A 22841-nucleotide genomic window follows, 5' to 3' on the forward strand; every position below is an offset into this window, starting at 1 on the left:
AGCCGGGCTTCCCCTGCGGCGAGCGCGGGGGAACGCTTGGCCAAGGGGGCGCGTTGCTTGACCGTACAGTCACGAAAAGGAGACGGACCGGTGGACAAGGACATCCGCGAACAGTTCTGGAAAGCGTTCCAGGCCAGCCCCTTCATCATGATGAAGCTGGAAGGCGCCGCCGGCCATGCCGAACCGATGACGGCGCAGCTCGACAAGGACGCGCATCATGCGGTGTGGTTCTTCACCAGGCGCGACAACCGCATCGGCGCGGGCGGCAGGGCAATGGGCCAGGTCATGACGCGCGGCCACGAGGTCTTCGCCTGCATCGACGGCACCCTGGTCGAGGAAACCGATACCGCCGTGCGCGACAAGCACTGGAACAACGCCGTCGAGGCGTGGTTTCCCGGCGGCAAGGCCGACCCCTCGGTGGTGATGCTGCGCTTCGACATCGCCGATGCCGAAGTCTGGACCTCGGACATGGGCCTCAAGGGCGCGTTCAAGCTGCTGACCGGCAAGCCCATCAAGGAGCACGAAGCCGGCGAACACGCGCTCGGCGCGGTCTGAAACCCTCTAGGACCGATGCCTGAGCTGCGGGGGCGCGGTGGCCACGGCTGCCGCGCCCTTCGTATTGGTGCCGCGGGGGCTTCGACAAGCTCAGCCTGAGCGGGATTGATAAGGCATTACACTACCTCCGCTCACCCTGAGCGGGATTGATAAGGCATTACGCTACCTCCGCTCACCCTGAGCTTGTCGAAGGGTCAGGCTGAGCTTGTCGAAGCCCCGGCAGCACTGCGCCGCAGCAGGTAGCGCCATACCCCCACGCAGTTGATCGCGAACAGGGCGACGTTCTGCAAACCGATGCCCTCGGCCTTGTCGTCGAGGAAACCCCAGGCGACCAGCGCGATCGAACTCGTCACGAAGACCACGAAGCCCCAGCCGGTCCACCTTCGGCCCAGGTCCAGCGATACGATAAGCGCCGCCACGGTTCCCGCAGCGGCGCCATAGTATTGCAGGCTTTGCAGGACGATTGCGTTCATCCTCTCGCCTTCTTCTCGGGCCTCGTGGTTATTATATGAGGCCCGGGCTCTTGCGGCCCCTCTCCAAGTCGTGACACGTCAGGCGCGATGCTGCAGCGGTTCCAGTTCCAACGGCCGGGCGCTGTCGGGGCAACCGGCGAGGGCATAGGAAATCGCGGCGAGGATCGCCTGGCGCGTGAAAGGCTTCTGGACGATGCCGACGGCAGTGGGCGCCGGCATGTCGATCTGTCCGGGATTGGCAGTGACGTAGATGACCCGCGCACCGTAGCGCCCGGCAAGATCGCGGGCGATGGCCGGGCCGGTCAGCCCGTCACGCAAGTTGAGATCCACCAGCGCGACATCGGGAACTTCGCCCAAGGTGCCCAGCGATGACATGTCCGGCACCGTGCCGACGACGGCGTGGCCGCCGTCGGCCAGGATATCCTCAAGCTGCAGCGCGACCAGGAACTCGTCCTCGACGATGAGGATCTTTCCCGCGCTGGAAATCGTCGCACTCAAGGCACTCTATCCCTGTTTCAGGCCGCTATGCGCCGACCGCCATCGACATTGGCGATCTTGACCAGTTCGGCGAAGAACGCGTCGATCGCCTCGCCGCCCAGCACGAAGTTGTGACGGAAGTCCGGAAGCTGGCCGGATTCGATGATCTTCGAGAGCATCGCGCGGGCGCGGCAGATGCGGCTCTTCACGGTGCCAAGCGCGATCCCGCAGATCTCGGCGATTTCCTCGTAGGAAAGGTTGCCGGCGGCGACCAGCACCAGCGCCTCGCGATAGGTCTCGGGAATGGCAGTCAGCGCGCGCAGGACGTCGGCCAGTTCGACCGCGCTTTCCTGGCTGGCTTCGGCGCGCAGGATGCGCTCGGCGGCCAGTTCGTCGTACTCGCCGTGGAAGCGGGCGCGGCGGGCTTCGGAATAGAAGTGATTGCGCAGGATCGTGAAGGTCCAGGCCTTGAAGTTGGTGCCGGCGGCATAACGCTCCCGCGCCGCCCAGGCACGCAGCATGGCTTCCTGCGCCAGATCGTCGGCGCGGTCGCGGCAGCCGCACAGGCCGCGCGCGAAAGCACGCAGGTGCGGCGCTACCTCTGCCAGCGCGCGGCGGAAATCACGGTCGCTCAGCGCAACCTTTTCTACGGGCTGGGCCCCTTCGACGCCTGCTTCGACGCTCTCTTCGATAGTCGACATTGCGTTACCCTCCTTGGAAATCCAGTCGGGTAGCTAACGGCGATGCGACGTGAATAGTTCCCGGAGACGACATTTTCCCGGGGAACCGCCCCGCGCCAGCGTCAGGACGAACCGAACTCGTGCATTTCTACCGACAAGCGGTGGAACAAGTCCGCGCGCGGCAGATTGAACCGCGCGACATTTGAAGCGCACGAAAAAAGAGGCCCCCGTCGACCTGTTGGTCGGCGGGGGCCTCCGGGATCGGATCACCACTGGTTTGCGGGGGGGTGGGGGAGCCAGCGGTGATAATGTGGGAACGTAGTGCCTTCTGGTTGGTTCCCGGAAAATCGATCCACCGTAAAAAATTTTCCGGTTGCCCTATGCGCGCCTCGGAGTCAGACAAACGACACCGGCCTTCAGGCGCATGGGGCGCCCTATGACGTGCAACAACCGGGGAAGCCGACTTCCCTTACAGGCCCGAGGAACATGAATGTCCGTCTCTGACCAGATCGCGATCCAGCTGCCCTACCTGCGCCGTTACGCGCGCGCCCTCACCGGCTCGCAGCAGTCCGGCGATGCCTACGTCCGCGCCACGCTGGAGGCGGCGCTGGCCGACCGCGCGCTGCGCGACGCGATCGCCAACAGCCGCGCCGCGCTCTACGAGGCCTTCACCCGCATCTGGTCGACCGGCCATGTCGAGGAACCGGCCGGCGACATCGGCGGCGGCACTCACGAGCAGGCCGCGCAGGAACGCCTAGCGGCGGTCGCCCCGACGCACCGCCAGGCCCTGCTGCTGACCACCGTGGAGGAATTCACGCGCGACGAAACCGCGACGATCCTCGGCCTCGACCTGCAGGAAGTCGATGTCCTCGTCGCCCAGGCGATCGCCGAGATCGAAGGCGAGAGCGCCACCAGCGTCCTCATCATCGAGGACGAGCCGCTGATCTCGATGCAGCTGGAAGGTCTCGTCACCGACCTTGGCCATACCGTCGTCGGCACCGCCGCCACGCACAAGCAGGCGCTGGAAATCTTCGAGCGCAACCCGGCCGGCCTCGTCCTCGCCGACATCCAGCTGGCCGATGGCAGCTCGGGCATCGATGCGGTGGAGGATCTGCTCAAGTTCGGCGAAGTGCCGGTGATCTTCATCACCGCCTATCCGGAACGCCTGCTGACCGGCGAACGTCCGGAACCGACCTACCTGGTCACCAAGCCGTTCCAGGAAACCACCGTACGTGCGACGATCAGCCAGGCGCTGTTCTTCAACTCGACGCGCGCGCAGGACTGACCCCCCTCCGAGGGGTGTTTCGATGCCCCGCTTCAGCGCCGCCGCTCGCCCGCGTCGAGCGGCGGCAGCACCCGGCCGAAGCGATCGCGCGGGGCCTGTTCCTCGAACGGGACCACCGGCGGCACGAAGCCCAAGTGGCGCACCACCGCGTCGTGGATCGGCGCATCGAAGCGCACCCCGACGCAGCGCCCCGCCTGCCAGACCACCTGCCCGGCGGTCGTCTCGTATTCGTAGAGTTCGACCGCCACCGCGCGGCCCTGCAGGTCACGGTCCTCGGCGATCTCGAACATGCACCCGCCCAGCGACAGGTCGTAGAGGAACACCTGCGCCCGCGCGCCGTCGACCACGCAGGCGACGTCCTTCTCGACGATATGACGGTTCCAGTTGCGCGCGTCCATCGCGGCCCCCTCCATGTTTTACATGGCAAGGGCATTACGGCGCGGCGGCTTAAACAATCGATAACAGCGCCCGTCGCCCTGCCCCGGGCTAGCGCCGCTCGTTCCTCAGCACGAACTCGCGCGAGGCGCGCACGGGAACCTTCAGGCGGCACTCGACGCCGCCGGGCTCGAAGCGCAGGTCCACTTCGGATTTCAGTTCGTGCGCGACGATCTTCTCGATGAGGTCGCGCCCGAAGCCGCGCTTGGTCGGCTCGGACACCGGCGGGCCGCCTTCCTCGCGCCAGTGGATTTCCGCCAGGTCGCCGGAAAGCAGCGACCAGGCGACGTGAATGCGCCCCTCGATCGTGCTGAGCGCGCCGTACTTGGCGGCATTGGTCGCCAGTTCGTGAATGGCCAGGCCCAGCGACATCGCGTCGTTGGGGGCCAGCTTGATCTGCGGACCGGACATCACGACGTGGCTCTCGTTGCCCTCCATGTAGGGCGCCAGTTCCGAGCGCACGATGTCGCCCAGCGCCGCGTGGCCCCAGTCGGACTGCGAGAGCAGGTCGTGCGTGGCCGAGAGGGCGCGGATGCGCGCGGTCAGGCTCTCGGTGAAATCGTCGATACCCTTCGAGCGGCGGCGGGTCAGCGCGGCGATCGACAGCACGTTGGCCAGCGTGTTCTTGACCCGGTGGTTCAGCTCGCGCGTCAGCGAATTGCGGATCGAGGCCTGGCTGGTCAGCCATTCTAGGACGATCCGGTCTTCCGCCGCGCGCTTGGTGATGAGCCGCCCGATCGCCATGACCATCAGCGAGGCCAGCGCCCCGAAGAACAGCGTCAGGCGCGAAAGCGGCGAGAGCGCATTGGCCTTGCGATCGCTGATCTGCACGATCCAGGCCTGCCCGGCGACGTCGATGCGCCGCTCGATGGTGGGGCCGGTGAGCCCTTCGGCGCCGCGCTGCTCGGCCAGCAGCGTCTCGGGCGCGACGTGGTCGTCGTAGATCGCCACGTCGATGCTGTCGTTGCGGTACAGTTCGCTGGCCGAGCCGAGGAAGGTCTGGGCGCGGAAGGGGCTGTAGACGAAACCCTTGACCCAGCGCCGCCCGCCGCGCTCCACGGTCACCGGCATGTAGATCAGGAAGGCCGCCTTGGGATCGCCGGCGCCGTCGCGGGCCGGGCCGAGGTCGGCGGTCGCCGGGCCGGGCCCGGTGCCTTCGGGACGGCCGAAATCGTCCTGGGCAAGCTGGACCACGCCCGTCGCCGCCGGGCCGCGCCGGGCGATCGCCCGCTCCATGGCGAGACGCCGCGCGGGCTCGGAATACATGTCGAAGGCCATGGCGCGCTTGTTCCCGGCCGACTGCGGCTCGAGATAGAACACCGGCACCGAATACTTCTGCCCCGGCTCCGGGCGCGGATCGACGGTGAAATCGGGCCTTCCCGCCGATTGCGTGGCGAACTCGAACGCCGAGAGCCGGTCTGCGGGAACCAGCGGCCCCCAGCCCATGCCGAGCGATCCGTAAAGCCGCCCGTCGCCCTGCAGGTCGCGCGCGAACTCGGCGAACTGCTCCGCCGAGACGGTGTCCTGCGTCGCGAACAGCGCGCTGCCGGCGCGCAGCAGCGCGATATTCTCGGTGACGCGGCGCTGCAGGGCTGAGGAAATCTCGGTCAGGTTGCGCGCCAGCTCGACCGCGCGCGTCTGCTTGTCGGCCCGCTCGATCGCCATGACCGAGACCGCCGTGGTCATGCTGGCGATGAGGAACAACAGGAAAGGCCAGCCGCGCGGATACTTGTGGAACCACGCCTGCTTCTGCACCCTGTCGAGCAGAGCCTGGTCAATCACCCAGCAACGTCCCGCACCTGAAACTCCGTCGGCTTGCGATCAGTAATGACCACAGTGCCCGCGCTATGCCAACACTTTACGGACAGGGGAACCTTGGTCGGCCACGATTGTTCCTCACTGCAAACGACGTCCGCCCGGCTTGCAGGTCGGACGAAGCCCGTCAAGCGCCATTTCCCGTCCCCCTCGCGCGATATTGTCACGCGATGGACAGGTCACCGCGCGCCGGGCTTGACCGCCCCCCGGTCTCGCCGCAAGTGTGCGTTCGGTGAAAGGGAGTTCGTGTTGAGTCAGCCCAATGGACGTGGTGAACCCGGTGCAATGCCGGGCCTGCCGCCCGAAATCCGAAAGGATGGCGAACCCGGCTGGGCCGGGGGGTTGAGGAAGCTCTACAACTCCGTGGTGGAAGAGCCGCTGCCGGACAGCTTCAAGGATCTCCTGAAGAAGCTGGACGACGACGGCGATGCCTGACCGGATATCGCCGAGCACCGCCGACGAAGGCTTCCGCAAGGAACTCCTCTCCGTCCTTCCCCACCTTCGCGCTTTCGCCCGCGGCCTGTCCGGCCGGTCCGACTTCGCCGACGATCTCGTGCAGGAAGCCGCGATCAAGGCCTGGACCGCGCGCGAACGCTACCAGGCCGGCACCAACATGCGTGCCTGGACTTTCGCCATCCTGCGCAACCACTATCTCTCCGAACTGCGCCGCTCCCGGCGTCAGACCGACCTCGACGAGGGCGTGGTGGAGAAGATGCTGGTGATGGAGGCGGACCAGGAAGGACCGCTCCACCTGGGCGACATGGAAGGCGCGCTGCAGAAACTGGCGCCCGAACGGCGCGAGGCGGTGCTGCTCGTCGGCGCCTCGGGCTTCAGCTACGAGGAAGCGGCCGAGATCGCCGGATGCCCGATCGGCACGATGAAAAGCCGCGTCGCCCGCGCCCGCGCCGATCTGGCCCGGATGCTCGACGGCGACATCGACGACGCGATCGACGTCACGACGCGCAAGGCGGGCTGACGGCGGGCGGGCTGACGGCAGGCGTCCTGAGCGGCGGCAGCAGGACAAGGCACGCCAGCGCAGCGACGTGGAACGCCAGCGCGGCAATCGTCAGCGGCAGCGTGCCCCGTTCGATCCACGGCGAGACCAGGCTGGTGCCCACCGCCGCGGCGGTCAGGATGCACAGGATCACCAGCGCGCTGGCACGGGCATCGTCGCCGTGGCTCGCCAGGATCGCGCGGAAGAAGCCCGCCGGTCCGCGCAGGCCGAGGCCCATGTTGACCGGCACGAACAGCGCGGTGATGACCAGCGCCGAGGTTCCGCCCGACAGCGCATAGGCCAGTTGCCCAGCCGCTCCCAGCGCCGACAGGCCGGTGCCGAAGGCGATCACCCGCTCGGCGCCCAGCCTGTCGCCCAGGTGCGCGGCGGTGTTGGCGGCGATGATGAAGGTGACGACACCGCATACCTGCATCGTCACGAAGTCCGCCAGCGTGCCGCCATGGACACGCACGAAGACGGTGGGCATGCCGAAGACGAAGACCAGCAAGCCTCCCAGCACGCTCGCCTGGCTGAGCGCATAGCGCAGGAACACGGGATCGCGCAGCAGCACCGCGAAGCTGCCTTGCGCACGCCGACCGACTTGCGGCAGCCCCCCGGTGAGCAGGACCAGCACCGCCGCCGCGAAAGCCCCGGCGGCCATGACCTCGAAGTTGAGCGTCCAGCCGCCGAGCGCGAGCAGGCCCGCACCGGCGAGCGGGGCGAGCGCCGGCCCCAGCGCCTCGATGCTGCCGAGCAGGCCGATCGCCTTCACCGCGCGCGTCTCGTCGAACATGGCCTTGACGATGCCCGGCGCGAACACGGCCGGGCCCGCCGCGACGATGCCCTGCACCGCCCGCAGCGCGATCAGCGCGCCGATGCCCGGCGCCATCGCGCAGGCCAGCGAGACCGCGGCGGTGGCCAGCAGCGAGCCCGCGATCAGCCGCGAGGTCGCCACCCGGTCACCCAGCGCGCCGTAGCCGATCAGGCCGATGCAGGTGCCCCCGACATAGGCCGCCAGCACCAGCTGCGCCTGCGCCGGATCGCCGCCCAGCGCCTCGGGCAGCAGCGGCACGGCGGGCAGCACGAGATCGACGCCCATCATGCCGATGATGGTGCCGCACAGGACCAGTGCCAGCGTCAGCCACGCGCGATTCATCGATAATGCCCCCTTGTTGCGGGGGTGCTTGTCGCAGGTGGGACGGGAGGTCGCAACCATGCCGCCGGCGGTTTTCGCTGCGGGGGCTTCGACAAGCTCAGCCTGACCCTTCGACAAGCTCAGGGTGAGCGGAGGTAGTGTAACAACCTTTAATTCCGCTCAGGCTGAGCGTGTCGAAGCCCCGGAACCGCGCACCGTAAAAGCAAAAACCCCGCCTTCCTTGCCGGAAGGCGGGGTTTTCCGATCCTGAAATCAGGCCGGGCTTACGCCGGGTAGGTCCAGGCGGTGCCGCGGTCGAAGTTGTCCGAGGCGAACTTCCAGTTGAGGATGTTCTCCAGGACCGCCTTCACGTAGGCCGGGCGCTTGTTCATCTGGTCGATGTAGTAGGCGTGCTCCCAGACATCGACTGTCAGCAGCGGCACGACGTCCTTGACGAGCGCGCTGTCGGCGTCGTGGGTCGAGATCACCTTGAGCTTGCCGCCCTCGACGACGAGCCAGGCCCAACCGTTCGAGAAGTGGTTCACCGCCTCGTTCGAGAGCGCCTCGAGCAGCGCATCGATCGAACCGAAGTCGTTGGTGATGGCGGCGGCCAGGCTCTCGCTCGGCGCGGTCTTCTCAGGGCTCAGCGAGTGCCAGTAGAAGCCGTGGTTCCAGGTCTGGGCCGAGTTGTTGAACAGCGGGCCCGAAGCGGACTTCGCGATCTCTTCGACCGACTTGCCTTCGTTCTCGGTGCCGGCGATCGCGGCGTTCAGCTTGTCCACGTAAGTCTTGTGGTGGGCGCCGTGGTGGATTTCGAGGGTCTTGCTCGAGATGTGCGGCTCGAGTGCGTCCTGCGCGTAGGGCAGCGGCATAAGGGCAATGGTCATGGTCATGTCCTTGGTCTGTTATTGAAGATTACGTCCGGTCGAACGCCGGTCTGGATTTCCCCGGTCTGCGCCGGGCTCGAGGAGAACTCGCGGCCTATGTCTGATGGAAGGGCGGACAATTCAAGCGTGCAATAGGCACATTTGGATTTCTCGACACGATTATCCGGCGCGCTCATGCGAAAAAGGATGGCGGGGTTGCCGCCATCCTCTCCCGTGATCGCCGTTCGCCCTGCAAGGGGTAAGCCAGGCGACGACCGACCAACTTTGCCCGGCCGTGTCGTCCGGCCGTTCAATCAATCCGTTCGAACCGGATCAGTTCTGCTTGTCGGCCGCATCCTTCAGCGCATCCGACTTCGCTTCGCCGGCCTTCTCGACTGCATCCGCCTTCTTCTCGAGGGCATCCTCGGCGGCGCCGGTGGTCGCATCGGCCTGCGCATCGAGTGCGTCGGCGCTGGCATCGGACTGGGCTTCGACTGCGTCGGCGGCCTTGTCGGTCGCTTCCTGCTGGGGGCTGTTGCAGGCTGCGAGGCCGAGCGACGCCGATGCGACGGCGACAAGAGCGATACGCGAGGTCGTGATGGCTTTCATGGCGAGAAATCCTTTCCCTGTTTATGACATGCGGGCGCGCTGGAAAATGCCGGCGGAGAGGGCGCGCCGCCTCCCCGCGCGGGGCCCGTTGCCGGGCCCTGGCCGCGCGTCGGTGCTTAGCGCACCGAACCGCGACGGAAGAGGTTGACGATAGCCAGCAGGATCACCGCGCCCAGGAACGAGGCGAACAGCGACAGGATATCGAAAGAACCGCTGGTGATCGGAGCGCCGCCGATCAGCGGAGTGATGACGAAGCCGGCGATCACCGCGCCGACGACGCCGACGACGATGTTCAGGAAGATACCTTGCTGCGCATCGGTGCGCATCAGGATCGAGGCGAGCCAGCCGATGATACCACCGACCAGGAGGATAAGCAGGAGGGTCATGGTTCGCGTCTCCGAGTTTGTGTTTGCTGACCATGATAACTTGCAGTGCGCGGCAAGGTTCCGGCACGGCATCAACGCCTCGTCGCAACATGCGGGCAATGCATGGTTGCGGCGCGCAACTTTGCGCGCGGCTTCCGGGTTGTTCCCGCAAGGAGGCACGAAGAGTGTACACGTCTGCCCGCGACCGTGTGGTTTCCGCCCTCGCCTCGCTGCTGATCGTTGCGGGCGGGCTGGCCGCGCTGGTCGCCGGGCTCGCCGCGCAGATGACCACGCGGGAACGGCGCGAGACGCTCGCCGCGATCCTGCCGCTGCCTGACGAGCCCGAGAAGGAGCGCCCCAGGGAGGTGCCCGCCAAGGCCGATTCCACCGCCGCCAGGGGTCGTCCCGCGCCTCCAAACTTGCGCAACAAGGCAACCCAGGTCGTCGCCCCGCCGCCGAAGCTGCCGCCCCTGATCGTACCTCCGCCGGTGGTCGCGGCAACGCAGGCGGGAACCGGATCGGCGGCGCAGAGCGGCGCCTCCGATCGCCTCGGCCCGGGACAGGGCGCGGGCGGCATCGGCGACGGTGATGGCGGCGGCGGCAACGGCGACGGATATGGCGAAGGCGACGACGAAGCCCTGACCCGCCCTCGCCAGGTGCGCGGGCGGCTGCATTTCTCCGATCTCCCGCCCGACTTGCGCGAAACCAAGGCGGGCGGCGAGTTGAAGCTGCGCTATCGCATCGGCATCGACGGCCGCGTGAGCGACTGCCGCATCCTGGTCTCCAGCGGCCGCCCCGGCCTCGACGCCACGACCTGCCGGCTCATCACCGAGAGGTTCCGATTCAAGCCCTCCCGGAACGCGCGCGGACAACCGGTTGCCGCGATCATGGTCGAGACGCATGGCTGGTACTTCCCGCCGGAAGAGAACCCCTGAGGGCGGACCGGCAGAAACTACCCCTGCCATTGCACGTTATCCACCATGGCGCGGCTTGACGCGGCTGTGCCAAAAGGAGCAAACGAACCCTTCGAAGTCCTTGCGAGAATTGCACAGATGCTTTCGCAGAAAACACGTTATGCGATCCGCGCCATGCAGCACCTCGCGGACAAGTACGGTCAGGGGCCGATCCCCCTGACCGACATCGCCGAGACGCAGAACATCCCGGCCAAGTTCCTCACCGTCATCCTGTCCGAACTGTCGCGTTACGGCATCGTCGCCTCGCAGCGCGGCAAGGACGGCGGCTACTGGCTGGGCGTGCCGCCGATCGACATCACGTACGGCGATCTCATCCGCGTGATGCGCGGCTCGCTGGCACTGGTCCCCTGCGCCAGCCGCTTCGCGCACGAGACCTGCAAGAACTGCGTCGAGGAAAAGGACTGCCGCACCCGCGCGCTGATGCTGCAGGTCCGCGACGCGACCGCCGGCCTGCTCGACGGCATGCGCCTGTCGGACCGGATCGACCCGGTTCCCGCCGCCGAAGGGCTGGAAGCGGTGGACGACGTCGAGGTCGGTTGAACTTGGGGGCCTGAAAGCAAAGCTTCTTCCGCGACCCCATTGTCAACTTTTACGATAGAGAATACGAGGTTCGCATCCGCCCCCCGCTGCGAGAGGAAGATGCGCATGCGAATTGCTAAGCCCGCCGACGCCGCCGCCGTCGAACATCCGCTGCTCAACGAAGGCGTGCAGCACGTCATCGAGGCGCTGCAGCGTCTGCGTTTCGGCGTGATCCAGCTGACCGTCCACGACGGCAAGCTGATGCAGGTCGACGTCACCGAGCGCCGCCGCTTCAACCACTGAGAGGCCGTTTGGGAATGCGCCTGTCGGCGCATCGCGGCACCGGCCCGGTGCCGCTCATGAAATCGCTCTTCCGCGATTTCTCAAACGGTCTCCGAGCCCGCTTCGCGAGGGACAGCCGGGAACACCGGACGACCGGAGGCTTTCCCCGATATCGGGCCCAGACGTAAGGCCTCTCGAAATTGCGCCGCGCGGTTCCCTTCCGCGTGGCGATCGCCTAGCCCATGCAACCCGGGCCATTAGGCGCGACCTGATCCAACCTGCGCCCCAGGAGGAGTACGAATGCTCGATTCGCTGCCGACACTGGCCGAAATCGCCCCCTTCATCGCTATCGGTTTCGCCGCCCAGATCGTCGACGGTGCTCTCGGCATGGCCTTCGGGGTCATCACCCAGACGCTGCTGGTCAGCGTGGTCGGCGTCCCCCCGGCGGTCGCATCGGCAAGCGTTCATCTGGTCGAACTGTTCACCACCGGCACCTCGGGCATCAGCCATATCCTGCACCGCAACGTGCAGTGGGGCCTGTTCCTGCGACTGGTCCCCGCCGGGATCGTCGGCGGCGTCTCGGGCGCATACCTGCTCTCCAGCATCGACGCATCGGTGGCGCGGCCTTACGTGATGGTCTACCTCACCGGCATCGGCATCTACCTGATGATCCGCGCCATCCGCATGCGCAAGCCGAGCTTCGCCGACCCCAAGTACACCGCACCGCTGGCCCTGGCCGGCGGCTTCCTCGATGCGGCGGGCGGCGGTGGCTGGGGTCCGGTGGTCACCTCCAACCTGCTCATCCAGGGCGGCGAACCGGCCAAGACGATCGGCACCGTCAACACCGCGGAATTCCTGCTGACTGCCTCGATCTCGATCGCGTTCATCTCGACCATCGGCCTCTCCGCGTTCACCACCGCGACGGTGGGCCTCATCATCGGCGGCGTGGTGGCCGCGCCCTTCGGCGCGCTGTTCGCCAAGCGCATCAAGCCGCGCGTTCTGCTGGCGGCGGTATCGGTGGTGCTGATCGCGACGAGCGTGTTCAGCATCTGGAAGGCCTGGCCGATCTTCTGAGAGTCTGTCTGGAAAATGCCCGTCGGGGCATTTTCCTTGCGGCACCGGCCCGCTCCCCCACCGGGCGTTCAGAACGTGAAGGTCACCACGATCGAATCGGTATAGGCCCCGGTCTTGACGTATTGCCCGGCGGGAATGCGGCCATAGGCGGTCTTGGTGCCGCTGAAGCTTAGCAGGTTGGTGATCGCCATCGTCTGCACCGTGCCGCCATTACTGCCGTTGCCCCAGACGGTGGTATAGCCGGCGTCCTGGTAGATGTTGTAGTTCAGCCGCGCGCTGCCGCTCGCCATCTGCCGCGCGGCCGCATTGCCCGAAGTGCCGGCGCTCAGTCCGAAATCGACCGTCGCATTCATCGGGATGCTGATCGAGATGCAGTCCGCCTTGGCCGAACCTTGCGCGGTCGTCGGCGAGGAACTGGCCGGATTGTACGTGCCGAAGCTCAGGTTCGTGGTCGACAGCGAGCAGATGCACACCGTGCACCCCGCCGCGTCGGCCGCGACCGTCGGCACCAGCCCGGCGGCCAGTCCCATCATCATGCCCAGGGGGCGAACGTGCCGCTTCATCGTCATGTCCTGTCTTCCTCGCGCAAGCACGTCACCGGGGTGGCGCTGAGCCGTGCATCGTCCGCCAGCACCGGGATCGTCGCCCGGCACGTCCCGCCGCCATCGGTCCGCGCGATGCGCAGCACGCCCCCGCCGCCGCGATAGCTGTCGAGCCAGACCTCGCCGTCGTAGCCTACGACGCCGACGCCGCCGGCCCAAGACAGGCTCGATCCGGTCTGGACCGGATTGCCCAGCGTATCGAGCACGCGCAGCCGCAGGCCGAGCGCCCCGGCCGCGCCGAAACGCACCCGCACCGCCTGCCGCCAGCCCGGTGCGATCACCTGCTGCGCGGTGTCGAGGTCGTTGCCGATCGGCACTTGCGAGGCATCGACGCCGATGTGGTTCTCGGCATAAGGCAGCAGCCCGGTGACGATCACGCTGCGCCCCTCGCCGGCCTTGCGCGGGCGCGGGCGGTTCTCGACGGTGACCGTGACCGGCGCGTCGGCATCGACTTCGACCACCGCGAAGCCATCGTCGATGTGCTGGCTGGCGACGAGCGCGCCATCCACCCGCAGCAGGCCGCCGCGCGCGTTGAGCTGCACCCCCTGCTGCCCGCGCCGCTGCAGGGCGTCGAGCCGCAAGTCGCCGGCAGCGGAACGATAGGCGAGCCCGCCCTCCAGCCACGCCGCGCCGCGCTCGCGACCGGCCAGCGCGCGCAGGCCGAAGCCGCTGCGATCGGGCAGTCCCTGGCTGAAGGTGGCGGCGGCGCGGCCCGGCTCGGCGATGACCGAGACATGGCGGCGCGGCCCCAGCGGAATGGTCAGCGAACCGAACAGCCCCATGTCGCGCCGACTGTCGCGATAGGCGGTGTACTGCACCCCGGCCGAGAGATAGCCGCCGGCGAGGTTCGCGGTGTAATAGGCCGAGGCGAGATCGTAGCGTGTCGGTGCCTCGCCCCCGATGCCCTGGCCGAGGCGGGCATAACTGGCGTTGATGCTGCCGATGCGGCCCAGCGAGAGCCCCGCCGCCACCGCCAGCTCGCTGCGACCGCCCCCGTTCAGGCGGCTCTCGCCCACTTGCCGGAACTGTGCGTCGGCCCGCTCGTAGCTGGCGGTGAGGGTATAGACCGGCGTGATACGCTGCACTTGCGCGCGGAGCAGCGTGCCGGTTCCGGCCGCCCCCTGCGACACCGCACCCGCCACCGAGACCTCGCCCACCGCGCCCACCACCAGCGCCCCGCCGAGCCCGGCCATGCGGGTGCGGCCGCTGACTTCGAGCCGGCCTTCGAGGGTCAGCCGGTCGGTGATGCCCCGGCGCAGGCCGGCGGCGGCGAACAGCGGGCCATAGGCGAAGCTGTCGAAACCGAACCCCTTGCGCAGCGCGCCCACCTCGATCGCGAATTCGGACAGGCCCGGCCGCAGCAGGCCGGGGCTGGCGTAGAAGCTGCGCGTCACCTGCCGGGTATTTCCGGCCAGGTCGCGCACGCTCATCGTCACCTGTCCCGCCCCGGTCAGGCGCGGCTGCAGCGTCAGGTCGAAGGCGCCGGGCCCCACCTCCATCGCCTGGCGCGAGGACTGCGCCATCAGTTCGACGGTACTGGCGGTGAGCGCGCTGCCCGAGATCACCGGCAGCGGAAAGGTCACGCTCTGCGGGTCGAGCGAGAAATCGGTGCCGAGAAACAGCCCGCCGTAGCGCACCGGGCGGCTCCACGGCGCCCCGGCGCCGACGGCATCGCCGACGACCAGCCGCATGCGCCGGTCCGGAAAGTCGCGCCGGAATGCGGTATCGAGGCGCACCATGCCGCCCCGGTCGCTGTCGACCAGGAAGTTCGACCCGGCGACGCCCCAGCCGCCGGAAACCCCGGCATCGACGAAGCCCGAAAGCTGGCCATGCCCGTTCCAGTCGGACAATGTCAGGTCATAGTCGACGAACTGCGCGGGAACCGCCTGCGCCAGCGGCACCACATGGCCCCCGGCATCGAACGTATAGCGCGGGAAAAGACTGACATCGGCATCGACCAGCAGCGTCGCGCCATCGGCATCCAGCCGCGCGACGAGACCCTTCACGCGGTCGAGCGCGACGTAGCTTTCGCCGCCGAGCGTCTCGGTCACGGTCATCGCACGGGTGACGAGGCCCCAGCCCTCGACGTCGGTGCGGCGGGCGAGCAGGCGCCCCTCGCGCACCACCAGCAGCCCCGGCTCGGCGATCGCCTGCCCGTTGACGACGACGCCGACCGGCATCGGCGCTATGGCGCTGGCGGCCTGCTGCGCCTGCGCGCCCTCAACCGCCAGCGTGGGCGCGAGGACGAGCGCAGCCGCAAGGGCTGCCGCAGTGCGGCGGGTGGACGGCATCGCGCGGGACCATCAGTTCACGGCATCGAGAGGGGAACGATGAAGTCCCCCTCCTCGGCACGCACGCGGATGGTGGCAAGACCGTGAGGCAGGCGCTCGGCGGGAACGACCTGGGCACCGCCGGCCAGCAGGTAGAAGGTCTTGTCGAGGGTGACCGGAGCACCCGCGCCTTCGCCCGTGCCTTCAAGCGTCACGGCGATCACCTTGGCATGGCCGGTACCGGCGTTGGACAGGCGCAGGCCCTTGCCATCGACCGAGGCGGTGAACTGCGGCGCCGCCGTCTCGCCGCCCCGGAACACCGGGACCGAGATGCGCAGCAGCGTCTGCACCACGCCGGGCTGGGCCTGGGTAGGATCGGGAAGCTCGTCGACGATCAGGCGCCACTGCTTCTCGGTCCCGGCGCCGGGGTCGGCTTTCGCACCTGCGGGCAGGCTGCAGCGCACCAGCCGACTGGCGTGCGGCGCGATCGTGGCGATCGGCGGGTTGACGACGAAGCCTTCGTCCGGGGTAAGGATATCGGCACCGCCCTCGTCGCGGCTCCAGGCAAAGCCGCGCACCTGCACCGTCACCGGCCGGTCCGCGTCGTTGCCCAGGGTCAGCGAGCAGAAGCGCGCACCGGCGGCGACATCGACGCGCACCGGCATGACGCTCAGCGATCCGGCACGCGCCGGGGCGGCGATACCGCCGCCCATGGCCGCGAGCGCGATCGCCATCGCCAGCACCGGGGCGCGCCGGGCGATCATCAGTAGGTCACCGTGACGGTAACCGAGTCGGTATAGGCTCCGGCGGTGGTGTTCTGGCTGCCGGGGATGCGGCCATAGACGGTGTAGGCGGTGGCGGAGGTGCCGGCAGTGCCGGCGACGGTGTCGGTGTTGACGGTGTTGCCCCAGTTGGTCGAGCGGCCCGAATCCTGGTAGAGTGCGTAGTTGAGGGTGTGGCCCGAAGAGTTGAGCTTGCGCACGGTGGTCGTGCCGCCAGTGGTGGTGCCGGCATTGAGGCCGACGTTGTAGGCGGTGCCCTGGGTGCAAGTCACGTTGACGGTGGTGGTCGCATCGACGTTGGAGGACGAGGTCGGGTTGTAGTTGCCGAAGGCCAGCGGGCTGGCAGCGACGACGCAGGCGGACTGGACGGTGGCCGTCACCGCGATGGTGTCGGTCGCCGTCGCCGCGAACACGGCCTGGGGCGCGAGGACGAAACCTGCGGCAAGGATGGCTCCTGCGGCAAGCGGGCGAAGGCGGCGGGCGCCGTGGGCGTGGTGAAGGTTGCTCATGGCAATCGTTTACCAAGACAGCCTTGCGAGCCTTCCAACGCCCGCCCCGGTGTTCCCCCTAGACCGGCGGCAAACGCGCTTTCAGCTTCTCGCGCCGGCGGGGCGAGAAACGCTCCGGCGATTTGCGCCGAAAACGGCCGGGCGCGGCGGCGTCGCGCTTTTGCGCGGGGGCGGCGGGTGGCAAGGTCCGCGCATAACAAGAACGGCCCGGAGAGACGAACCCTTGCGCTATCTGTCGGAAATCGCTGCCGCATGGCGCCCGCTGCTGGCGGCGACGCTGGGCATGGGCACGGGGATGTCGATCATCGGCACCATCACCAGCGCCATCGCGCCGTCGCTGGTCGCGGACGTCGGCTGGCCCAAGGCGCAGTTCGCGATGATCGGCACGCTGGGACTGGTGACGGCGCTGGCGATGCCCTTCATCGGCCGCCTCGCCGACTTGTTCGGGGTGAAGCTGACCGCGCTGATCGGAATCGTCGCGATGCCGCTGGCCATGCTGGGCTTCAGCCTCAACGGCGGCTCATTCGACATTTATCTCGCGGTCTACATATTCCAGGGCGTGATCTGCGTGACCACCACCGCCACCGTCTATACCCGGCTGGTGGTGCAGCACATCGTCCATGCGCGCGGCCTCGGCCTCGCCATCGCCGCTTGCGGACCGGCGCTGTTCGCGGCGATCGGCGGCCCGGTCATCAACGAATATGTTGAGGCGAACGGGTGGGCGGCCACCTACCGGATGCTTGCCGTCTTCACCGCCTGCGCGGGCCTCGTGGTGTTCATGCTGATCCCTTCGGGCCGCGCCCACGCCGTGCTCGCCGCCGAGCCCGGCCGCCGCGCGCGCGACGACTATCCGGAAATCTTCCGCACCCGCGCCTTCTGGCTGCTGCTGGGGGCGATGTACTTGTGCAACCTGCCGCTGACGCTGATCCTGGTGCAGCTCAAGATGCTGGTTCTCGATCAGGGGATCAGCGGCGAAGGCGCCTCGATCATGTTCACCGCGCTCGCCGTGGGCATGCTGCTGGGCCGCTTCGTGACCGGCGTGGCGCTCGACCGCTTCGCGCCGCAGGTGGTGTCGTTCGTGATGCTGGCGCTGCCGGGGCTCGGGCTGTTCGTGCTGGCGAGCAGCTGGGACGCGCCGGCGGTGGTGACCGCCGCGATCTTCAGCCTCGGCTTCGCGGTGGGGGCGGAAGGAGACATCCTCGCCTTCCTCGTGGCGCGGCATTTCCGGACGGCGATCTATTCCAGCGTGCTCGGGCTGCTGACGGGGGTGTGCTCGCTGGCGGCCGCTTCGGGAGCGGCGCTGCTGAGCTGGACGCTGGCGCGGACCGGCAGTTTCGACACGTTCCTGGTGACGGTGGGCGTATCGGTACTCGCAGGCGCGCTGCTGCTGCTCATGCTGCGCAAGGGCCCGCAGGTGGAGGAAGCGTTGGGGGAACCGGTGCCGGCCTGACGCCCGCATCCCCCTTCGTCATTGCGAGCGTAGCGAAGCAATTCAGGGCCGAGCAAGCCGCCCTGGTTTGCTTCGCTGCGCTCGCAATGACGAGGGGGGTGGTTGTCAGCAGCGCACGTGGACCTTGGTTTCCGCATTGGGGCCGCGCAGGGTCTCGAACATCGCGGGCAACTGCTCCAGCGCGATGGTGCCGGTGACGATCGCCTTGGGATCGGCATGGACATGGCCGCGCCCCATAAGGTCGGCGATGAAGAGAAATTCGCGCATGGAATAGCCGACCGCGAAGTGCATCGACACGCACTTGTAGCTCGCCACCGCCGGGATCACCGGGTCGGGCGCGGTGCAGAACCCCAGGCTGACGATCCGTCCGAACGGCGCCGCGTGCTGGACCGCGCGGCCAAGCATCCCCGGCGCGCCCACGCCTTCCAGCACCACCTGCGGCGCACCGCCCAGCGCCTCGGCGACTTCGTCCGCCTCGTTGTCCCCGAAGGCGACGAAGGCGTCCGCCCCCATCTGCAGGCACAAGTCCCGCCGCCGCGACGAGCGCGACATCGCAGTCACCCGCCCCGCTCCCAGCCGCCGCGCCCACCAGATCGCATAGAGCGCCACCGTCCCGCCGCCGAGCACCAGCACTCGCTCGCCCGGCCGGATTCGCGCCATCTGCGTGCCGTAAAGGCTGATCGCGAGGGGCTCGATCAACGCCCCGTCAGTCATCGACAGCGTCCGGGGTAAAGCCGTGGCGACGCTCGCCGGGATTCGCGCGTATTGCGCGAAACCGACCGAGGCCCGCGCGGGACTCTCCCGGCACAGCACGTTGTTGCCATGGGCGCGGCAGGTCTCGCACTGCCCACAGGCGACCGAGGGCAGCACCGCCAGCGGATCGCCGACCTTCCAGCCCTCGACCCCGCGGCCGACCTCGACCACGGTTCCGGCGAACTCGTGCCCGAACTGGACACCGGCGCCGAAGTCCCACGCGCCGCCCTTGGTCATGGCAAGGTCGGTGCCGCAGATGCCGCAGCGGTCCACGCGAATCAGCAGGTCGCCGGGGCCCGGCTCGGGGTCGGCGATCGTCTCGATCACGATCGGCCGGCCGCTGCCGGGATAGATCGCCGCCTTCATGCCCGCGTCTCCAGCAGGTCGTAGCGCTCTATGTAAGCGCGAAACGGCTCACGCGCCTCGTCGGCGGTCATGCCGTAGTCGGTGATGGAGTAGCGGTGGACGCCGTGGCTGAGTTCGGGCTTCTCATCGATCCGGCGCTGCAAGGCGGCGCGGGTTTCCTCGGGAATGTCCATGCCGATGAAGCGATAGATCGCCTCCACCGTCTCCATCGGGCGGGCGTGGAAATCGGTGTGGACCACATCGAGCACCTGCCCCGGATGCCGCACGCGCACCGCCTCGCACTTCTCCACCGCATTGGCCCATTTGGCGACTTCGCGGCGCAGCAGGTTTTCCGCGCGCTGCTGCTTGCGGTCGGGCTCCATCAGCCCGTTCATGTTCATCAGCAGAGAAACGAGGCTGGGCACCGCCTTGCCCGGATCGCGGTGAGTCTGGATCACGCGGGCGTCGGGGAACACCGCCAGCAGCAAATCGAGATGCGCGATATGGCCGGGGTTCTTGAGCAGCCAGCGCTTGCCCGCATCATTCATGCCGATGAGCCGGACGCACCGCGCGAAGTGGGAATAGGCCGCCGCCTCGCTCTGGCACTGCCACCACGCATCGTAAGTCGCCGCCGACCACCCGCACGACCACAAGTTCGAAACGAACGACTGCCGCAGCAGCATGCAGCATTCGTGGACTTCCTCGGCAGCGCGGAAATGCGCGGCTCTGGCATCGGGGAGCGCCGTATACTGCGCGTCCAGCCCGGCGAGGGTCTTGCGATACTGCGGATACTCCGCCCAGCGCTTCATCGGCGGGCGCGGCATCGGGCTGTCGAGCAGCCACGTCTGCAGCCCCTGAAAGCGCGGATCGACCGCGAGCAGCCGGTGCAGTGCCGTCGTCCCTGTGCGCGGCACCCCGGTGATGACCACCGGCGACAGCACCGGCCTTGCATCGAAACCGGGGTTCGCTTTCATCGCCGCGACCGCCTGCACCCGCCCGCGCAGCACGCCGACGACCATGCCCCATGCCGCGCGCCTGCCTTGTTCGAAAAAGCGCGGGTCGTAGTCCATCGACTGCAGCAGCACGGTTAGGCCCGGCAGGTAGTCGGCCGGACCGAAATCGTCACTGCCGGTCTCGGCGATGACGGTATCGTGCAGCTGGCCGAGCGCATGGCGGAAGGTTTCGGGCGGATCGTAGCCGAGGTCCATCGCTCAGCCTCTCACCAGCGCCGCCGCCGCTGGCACGCGGCGACGCGGCGGCGGATCTCCTCGGAGCGCTCGGCCGGGGTGACCACGGGCGTGTCCTCGGGCAAATGGGAGCGCAGGTCCGCCAGCCTGACGCGGGTGATCGTGGGCACCGGCTCGCTGTCGCAATCGTACCAGCGGCCGTAGATACCGCCTTCGTTGTAGCCTGCGGGGTCGAGCCAGTTGGGCACCCCCGGATCGGTCAGCGCGATGACGGCGCGGAACTTCCCGTCGCTCGACAGCCGCGCCATCGCGCCGTTGGTGCTGCTGAGGCGGTACACATATTCCAGCGCGTTGAAGTACGGGTCGTTGAGCTGCACGTTCCAGTAGGGCGCGTGGGCGGGAATCTCGGTCTCGATGATCAGCGCCTCGTCGTCTTCCAGCCGGAAGCAGGCGGGCCAGTAGGTCTGCTTCACCAGCGCACCGGGATAGCGCACCGGCTCGAAGACGTTGAAGCCGACACGCTCCTTCACCCCGTTCTGCATGGGGTAGTAGAGGTCGGTCTTGCGGCGCGGCAGCTTCGCCATCTCGCCGATGCGGCGCAGGATTTCCTCGGGGGCGAGGCGCGGCTTGGGCGGCACCGGGTCGAGGCATTCGATCGACAGCACCGGGTCCACCTCGCGCTCCCAGTCGTACATGCGAAAGCGGGTGAACATGCCGCGCGCGGAGCGGTCGATCGGCGCCCAGTGGCCCGCGTATCCGGCGGGCCGCTCGGCGCTGAATATGATCGAGAAGTCCTCGCCCAGAGCGATGCCGAGGTCGTTGGTGTCGCACTCGTTGTGGCCATTGGGGCGCGGCATGGCGTCCACCGTGCCCGACAGCGCGGCCTGCGTGGTGAACGAGAGGATGCGGCACGTCCCCCGGTTGCCGGAGACTCGATAGGTCAGGTCACCCTGGATCGGCGACTGCGTGTAGATGTCGTCCGGGTTGGGCTGCAGCGTGTAGACCGGGTTCCACAGCGGCGCCCAGTCCGGGTGCTCGGCATCGGCGTGGAAGTACATGAAGTAGGAATAGGACAGGCTCGCCATGGTCTGGCGGTAGACGTCGGCACGGTAGGCCGGATCGTCAGGCCGCCAGGTATCCGCAAGGTTCGCGACCGCACCTTCGAGGTCGGCGAGATAGGGCAGGATGGCAGGTTCGATGTGCATGGCAGGCTCTCCCTGCCGATTTGATAGTGCACACTATCTAGATTGACGAGATGCGGCCCATCGCCCGGGCGAATTCAGCCACCCTTACTTCGTCATTGCGAGCGTAGCGAAGCAATCCAGAGGCGCGTAAACCGTCCTGGATTGCTTCGCTACGCTCGCAATGACGAAAGGTGACGGGACGAGAGGTGACGGGACGAAAAGCGGCGGCCGGATCAGCCTGCCGCCTTCTCCTCCGCTGCCGCGAACCGGCGCGCCAGTACGGCGCAAACCATCAGCTGGATCTGGTGGAAGAACATCAGCGGCAGGATAATCGCACCCACCTGCGCCGCCGGGAACAGCACGCCCGCCAGCGGCACGCCGGTCGCGAGGCTCTTCTTCGAGCCGCAGAACAGCAGCACGATCCTGTCCTCGCGCGAGAAGCCCATGGCCTTCCCAACGAAGCTCGACACCACCATCACCACCGCCAGCACGCCCAGCGAAATCGCCGCGATCAGCGCCAGTTCGCCCACCGTCACCTTGTGCCATAGCCCTTCGAGCACCGCCGCGCCGAACGCGGTGTAGACCACCAGCAGGATCGAGCTGCGGTCGACGTAGCCCAGCACCTTCTTGTTGCGGCTGACGAAGCCGCCGATCCATGGGCGCAGGAAATGCCCCGCCAGGAACGGCAGCAGCAACTGCACCGAGATGTCGATGATCGGGTCCGTCGAGAACCCCTGACTCCTGCCGGTAATGAACAGCGCCGTCAGCAGCGGGGTAATGAAGATGCCCGCAAGGTTCGAGAACGAGGCGCTGACCACCGCCGCCGCGACATTGCCCCCGGCGATCGCGGTGAAGGCGATCGAGGACTGCACGGTGGAGGGCAACAGCGTCAGGAACAGCACCCCCGTCGCCAGCGAGGGCTCGATACCGGGGATCGCCCGCACGCCAAGGCCGATGATCGGGAACAGCAAGAAAGTCGTCGCGCCGACGGTCAGGTGCAGCTTCCACGCCTTGGCGCCGTCGAGAATCGCCTCGCGCGAGAGCTTGGCGCCATGGAGGAAGAATAGCAGCGCGATGCCCGCATCCGCCACGCCGCCCGCGACCCGCGCCCACACGCCCTGCGCCGGCAGCACCGTCGCCAGCGCCACCGTGCCCAGCAGCATCAGCAGGAACGGATCGATGTTCAGGCGGGCGAGCAGGCGGTTCATGCGGGGCGTTACC

General features: G+C 67.9%; 26 protein-coding genes. 9 read left to right on the forward strand and 17 right to left on the reverse strand.

Translation table 11 applies throughout. The features are described 5' to 3' along the window. Nucleotides 1-90 precede the first annotated feature (90 nt). Entirely contained in the window at nucleotides 91-555 is a 465-nt protein-coding gene (locus V2S85_RS19415) for a pyridoxamine 5'-phosphate oxidase family protein (RefSeq protein ID WP_330704470.1), read from the forward strand. Between the two features lie 194 nt (nucleotides 556-749). Here V2S85_RS19415 and V2S85_RS19420 read toward each other — a convergent pair whose 3' ends face one another. The 3 genes from V2S85_RS19420 to V2S85_RS19430 form a co-directional block, all read right to left on the reverse strand. Further along, nucleotides 750-1028, reverse strand: a complete 279-nt coding sequence (locus V2S85_RS19420; RefSeq protein ID WP_330704471.1) for a hypothetical protein — start codon at nucleotides 1026-1028, stop codon at nucleotides 750-752. Nucleotides 1029-1106: 78 nt separating this feature from the next. Beyond that, nucleotides 1107-1526, reverse strand: a complete 420-nt coding sequence (locus tag V2S85_RS19425) for a response regulator (RefSeq protein WP_330704472.1) — start codon at nucleotides 1524-1526, stop codon at nucleotides 1107-1109. A gap of 17 nt (nucleotides 1527-1543) precedes the next feature. Continuing rightward, nucleotides 1544-2206 (reverse strand): sigma-70 family RNA polymerase sigma factor, encoded by a 663-nt coding sequence (locus V2S85_RS19430; RefSeq protein ID WP_330704473.1) that lies wholly within the window; start codon nucleotides 2204-2206, stop codon nucleotides 1544-1546. A gap of 469 nt (nucleotides 2207-2675) precedes the next feature. Between V2S85_RS19430 and V2S85_RS19435 the strand changes: the two genes are divergently transcribed. Next, on the forward strand, nucleotides 2676-3470 hold the full coding sequence (locus tag V2S85_RS19435) for a response regulator (protein ID WP_330704474.1): 795 nt from the start codon (nucleotides 2676-2678) through the stop codon (nucleotides 3468-3470). 32 nt (nucleotides 3471-3502) lie between these two features. Here the strand turns inward: V2S85_RS19435 and V2S85_RS19440 are convergent, their stop codons facing one another. Both V2S85_RS19440 and V2S85_RS19445 read right to left on the reverse strand, forming a co-directional pair. After that, nucleotides 3503-3868: a PilZ domain-containing protein gene (locus V2S85_RS19440; protein ID WP_330704475.1), complete on the reverse strand. Its 366-nt coding sequence runs from the start codon at nucleotides 3866-3868 to the stop codon at nucleotides 3503-3505. Nucleotides 3869-3956: 88 nt separating this feature from the next. Then, complete coding sequence (locus V2S85_RS19445; protein WP_330704476.1) at nucleotides 3957-5687, reverse strand: CHASE domain-containing protein; 1731 nt, start codon at nucleotides 5685-5687, stop codon at nucleotides 3957-3959. Nucleotides 5688-5969: 282 nt separating this feature from the next. Between V2S85_RS19445 and V2S85_RS19450 the strand changes: the two genes are divergently transcribed. Continuing rightward, a complete protein-coding gene (locus V2S85_RS19450) occupies nucleotides 5970-6155 on the forward strand; it encodes a NepR family anti-sigma factor (protein WP_330704477.1) in 186 nt (61 codons plus the stop codon). Beyond that, the gene (locus V2S85_RS19455; protein WP_330704478.1) at nucleotides 6148-6696 is read left to right on the forward strand and encodes a sigma-70 family RNA polymerase sigma factor; all 549 of its coding nucleotides are present in this window, start codon (nucleotides 6148-6150) and stop codon (nucleotides 6694-6696) included. The genes V2S85_RS19450 and V2S85_RS19455 overlap by 8 nt, the downstream gene beginning before the upstream one ends. Here the strand turns inward: V2S85_RS19455 and V2S85_RS19460 are convergent. From V2S85_RS19460 to V2S85_RS19475, 4 genes are all read right to left on the reverse strand, one after another. After that, nucleotides 6674-7870: an MFS transporter gene (locus V2S85_RS19460; protein WP_330704479.1), complete on the reverse strand. Its 1197-nt coding sequence runs from the start codon at nucleotides 7868-7870 to the stop codon at nucleotides 6674-6676. The genes V2S85_RS19455 and V2S85_RS19460 overlap by 23 nt on opposite strands. A 263-nt stretch (nucleotides 7871-8133) precedes the next feature. Next, a complete protein-coding gene (locus tag V2S85_RS19465; protein WP_330704480.1) occupies nucleotides 8134-8736 on the reverse strand; it encodes a superoxide dismutase in 603 nt (200 codons plus the stop codon). Nucleotides 8737-9048: 312 nt separating this feature from the next. Next, on the reverse strand, nucleotides 9049-9324 hold the full coding sequence (locus tag V2S85_RS19470; protein ID WP_330704481.1) for a hypothetical protein: 276 nt from the start codon (nucleotides 9322-9324) through the stop codon (nucleotides 9049-9051). Nucleotides 9325-9440: 116 nt separating this feature from the next. Then, on the reverse strand, nucleotides 9441-9710 hold the full coding sequence (locus tag V2S85_RS19475) for a GlsB/YeaQ/YmgE family stress response membrane protein (RefSeq protein WP_330704482.1): 270 nt from the start codon (nucleotides 9708-9710) through the stop codon (nucleotides 9441-9443). A gap of 164 nt (nucleotides 9711-9874) precedes the next feature. Here V2S85_RS19475 and V2S85_RS19480 point away from each other — a divergent pair, with 164 nt between their 5' ends. The 4 genes from V2S85_RS19480 (at nucleotide 9875) to V2S85_RS19495 (ending at nucleotide 12538) form a co-directional block, all read left to right on the forward strand. Beyond that, nucleotides 9875-10624: an energy transducer TonB gene (locus tag V2S85_RS19480; protein ID WP_330704483.1), complete on the forward strand. Its 750-nt coding sequence runs from the start codon at nucleotides 9875-9877 to the stop codon at nucleotides 10622-10624. 117 nt (nucleotides 10625-10741) lie between these two features. After that, nucleotides 10742-11203, forward strand: coding sequence for an Rrf2 family transcriptional regulator (locus V2S85_RS19485; protein WP_330704484.1), 462 nt, complete (start codon nucleotides 10742-10744; stop codon nucleotides 11201-11203). 105 nt (nucleotides 11204-11308) lie between these two features. Beyond that, nucleotides 11309-11485 carry a YezD family protein gene (locus V2S85_RS19490; protein ID WP_330704485.1) on the forward strand — a complete coding sequence of 59 codons (177 nt, stop codon included), beginning with the start codon at nucleotides 11309-11311 and terminating at the stop codon, nucleotides 11483-11485. Nucleotides 11486-11764: 279 nt separating this feature from the next. Beyond that, nucleotides 11765-12538 (forward strand): sulfite exporter TauE/SafE family protein, encoded by a 774-nt coding sequence (locus tag V2S85_RS19495; RefSeq protein WP_330704486.1) that lies wholly within the window; start codon nucleotides 11765-11767, stop codon nucleotides 12536-12538. 68 nt (nucleotides 12539-12606) lie between these two features. On the opposite strand, the gene V2S85_RS19500 is transcribed toward V2S85_RS19495, so the two are convergent. Genes V2S85_RS19500 through V2S85_RS19515 form a run of 4 tightly spaced genes read right to left on the reverse strand, consistent with a single transcriptional unit; the run spans nucleotide 12607 to nucleotide 16701 of the window. Then, nucleotides 12607-13101, reverse strand: a complete 495-nt coding sequence (locus V2S85_RS19500) for a spore coat U domain-containing protein (RefSeq protein ID WP_330704487.1) — start codon at nucleotides 13099-13101, stop codon at nucleotides 12607-12609. A gap of 2 nt (nucleotides 13102-13103) precedes the next feature. Then, nucleotides 13104-15431: a fimbria/pilus outer membrane usher protein gene (locus V2S85_RS19505; RefSeq protein ID WP_330704488.1), complete on the reverse strand. Its 2328-nt coding sequence runs from the start codon at nucleotides 15429-15431 to the stop codon at nucleotides 13104-13106. A gap of 17 nt (nucleotides 15432-15448) precedes the next feature. Further along, entirely contained in the window at nucleotides 15449-16174 is a 726-nt protein-coding gene (locus tag V2S85_RS19510) for a molecular chaperone (RefSeq protein WP_330704489.1), read from the reverse strand. Beyond that, nucleotides 16174-16701, reverse strand: a complete 528-nt coding sequence (locus V2S85_RS19515; RefSeq protein WP_330704490.1) for a spore coat U domain-containing protein — start codon at nucleotides 16699-16701, stop codon at nucleotides 16174-16176. Before V2S85_RS19515 ends, V2S85_RS19510 begins: the two co-directional genes overlap by 1 nt. A 223-nt stretch (nucleotides 16702-16924) precedes the next feature. On the opposite strand from V2S85_RS19515, the gene V2S85_RS19520 reads away from it, so the two are divergent. Continuing rightward, nucleotides 16925-18151 (forward strand): MFS transporter, encoded by a 1227-nt coding sequence (locus V2S85_RS19520; protein ID WP_330704491.1) that lies wholly within the window; start codon nucleotides 16925-16927, stop codon nucleotides 18149-18151. A gap of 105 nt (nucleotides 18152-18256) precedes the next feature. Here V2S85_RS19520 and V2S85_RS19525 read toward each other — a convergent pair whose 3' ends face one another. From V2S85_RS19525 to V2S85_RS19540, 4 genes are all read right to left on the reverse strand, one after another. Further along, nucleotides 18257-19270, reverse strand: coding sequence for an alcohol dehydrogenase catalytic domain-containing protein (locus tag V2S85_RS19525; RefSeq protein ID WP_330704492.1), 1014 nt, complete (start codon nucleotides 19268-19270; stop codon nucleotides 18257-18259). After that, nucleotides 19267-20457: a sulfotransferase gene (locus tag V2S85_RS19530; protein WP_330704493.1), complete on the reverse strand. Its 1191-nt coding sequence runs from the start codon at nucleotides 20455-20457 to the stop codon at nucleotides 19267-19269. Before V2S85_RS19530 ends, V2S85_RS19525 begins: the two co-directional genes overlap by 4 nt. An 11-nt stretch (nucleotides 20458-20468) precedes the next feature. Continuing rightward, nucleotides 20469-21641, reverse strand: coding sequence for a hypothetical protein (locus V2S85_RS19535; RefSeq protein ID WP_330704494.1), 1173 nt, complete (start codon nucleotides 21639-21641; stop codon nucleotides 20469-20471). Nucleotides 21642-21853: 212 nt separating this feature from the next. Further along, nucleotides 21854-22828, reverse strand: coding sequence for a bile acid:sodium symporter family protein (locus V2S85_RS19540; protein WP_330704495.1), 975 nt, complete (start codon nucleotides 22826-22828; stop codon nucleotides 21854-21856). Nucleotides 22829-22841 lie beyond the last annotated feature (13 nt).

Source organism: Novosphingobium resinovorum (genome assembly GCF_036352595.1).
Taxonomy (GTDB): Bacteria; Pseudomonadota; Alphaproteobacteria; order Sphingomonadales; family Sphingomonadaceae; genus Novosphingobium; species Novosphingobium resinovorum_B.

Excerpts from the sequence above, each read along its gene's own strand:
- V2S85_RS19540 (WP_330704495.1), bottom strand. The coding sequence starts at position 22,828 with ATGAACCGCCTGCTCGCCCGCCTGAACATCGATCCGTTCCTGCTGATG.
- V2S85_RS19470 (WP_330704481.1), bottom strand. The coding sequence starts at position 9,324 with ATGAAAGCCATCACGACCTCGCGTATCGCTCTTGTCGCCGTCGCATCG.
- V2S85_RS19420 (WP_330704471.1), bottom strand. The coding sequence starts at position 1,028 with ATGAACGCAATCGTCCTGCAAAGCCTGCAATACTATGGCGCCGCTGCG.
- V2S85_RS19455 (WP_330704478.1), top strand. The coding sequence starts at position 6,148 with ATGCCTGACCGGATATCGCCGAGCACCGCCGACGAAGGCTTCCGCAAG.
- V2S85_RS19500 (WP_330704487.1), bottom strand. The coding sequence starts at position 13,101 with ATGAAGCGGCACGTTCGCCCCCTGGGCATGATGATGGGACTGGCCGCC.
- V2S85_RS19530 (WP_330704493.1), bottom strand. The coding sequence starts at position 20,457 with ATGGACCTCGGCTACGATCCGCCCGAAACCTTCCGCCATGCGCTCGGC.
- V2S85_RS19475 (WP_330704482.1), bottom strand. The coding sequence starts at position 9,710 with ATGACCCTCCTGCTTATCCTCCTGGTCGGTGGTATCATCGGCTGGCTC.
- V2S85_RS19430 (WP_330704473.1), bottom strand. The coding sequence starts at position 2,206 with ATGTCGACTATCGAAGAGAGCGTCGAAGCAGGCGTCGAAGGGGCCCAG.
- V2S85_RS19510 (WP_330704489.1), bottom strand. The coding sequence starts at position 16,174 with ATGATCGCCCGGCGCGCCCCGGTGCTGGCGATGGCGATCGCGCTCGCG.
- V2S85_RS19465 (WP_330704480.1), bottom strand. The coding sequence starts at position 8,736 with ATGACCATTGCCCTTATGCCGCTGCCCTACGCGCAGGACGCACTCGAG.
- V2S85_RS19525 (WP_330704492.1), bottom strand. The coding sequence starts at position 19,270 with ATGAAGGCGGCGATCTATCCCGGCAGCGGCCGGCCGATCGTGATCGAG.
- V2S85_RS19440 (WP_330704475.1), bottom strand. The coding sequence starts at position 3,868 with ATGGACGCGCGCAACTGGAACCGTCATATCGTCGAGAAGGACGTCGCC.
- V2S85_RS19515 (WP_330704490.1), bottom strand. The coding sequence starts at position 16,701 with ATGAGCAACCTTCACCACGCCCACGGCGCCCGCCGCCTTCGCCCGCTT.
- V2S85_RS19505 (WP_330704488.1), bottom strand. The coding sequence starts at position 15,431 with ATGCCGTCCACCCGCCGCACTGCGGCAGCCCTTGCGGCTGCGCTCGTC.
- V2S85_RS19435 (WP_330704474.1), top strand. The coding sequence starts at position 2,676 with ATGTCCGTCTCTGACCAGATCGCGATCCAGCTGCCCTACCTGCGCCGT.
- V2S85_RS19485 (WP_330704484.1), top strand. The coding sequence starts at position 10,742 with ATGCTTTCGCAGAAAACACGTTATGCGATCCGCGCCATGCAGCACCTC.
- V2S85_RS19490 (WP_330704485.1), top strand. The coding sequence starts at position 11,309 with ATGCGAATTGCTAAGCCCGCCGACGCCGCCGCCGTCGAACATCCGCTG.
- V2S85_RS19495 (WP_330704486.1), top strand. The coding sequence starts at position 11,765 with ATGCTCGATTCGCTGCCGACACTGGCCGAAATCGCCCCCTTCATCGCT.
- V2S85_RS19460 (WP_330704479.1), bottom strand. The coding sequence starts at position 7,870 with ATGAATCGCGCGTGGCTGACGCTGGCACTGGTCCTGTGCGGCACCATC.
- V2S85_RS19535 (WP_330704494.1), bottom strand. The coding sequence starts at position 21,641 with ATGCACATCGAACCTGCCATCCTGCCCTATCTCGCCGACCTCGAAGGT.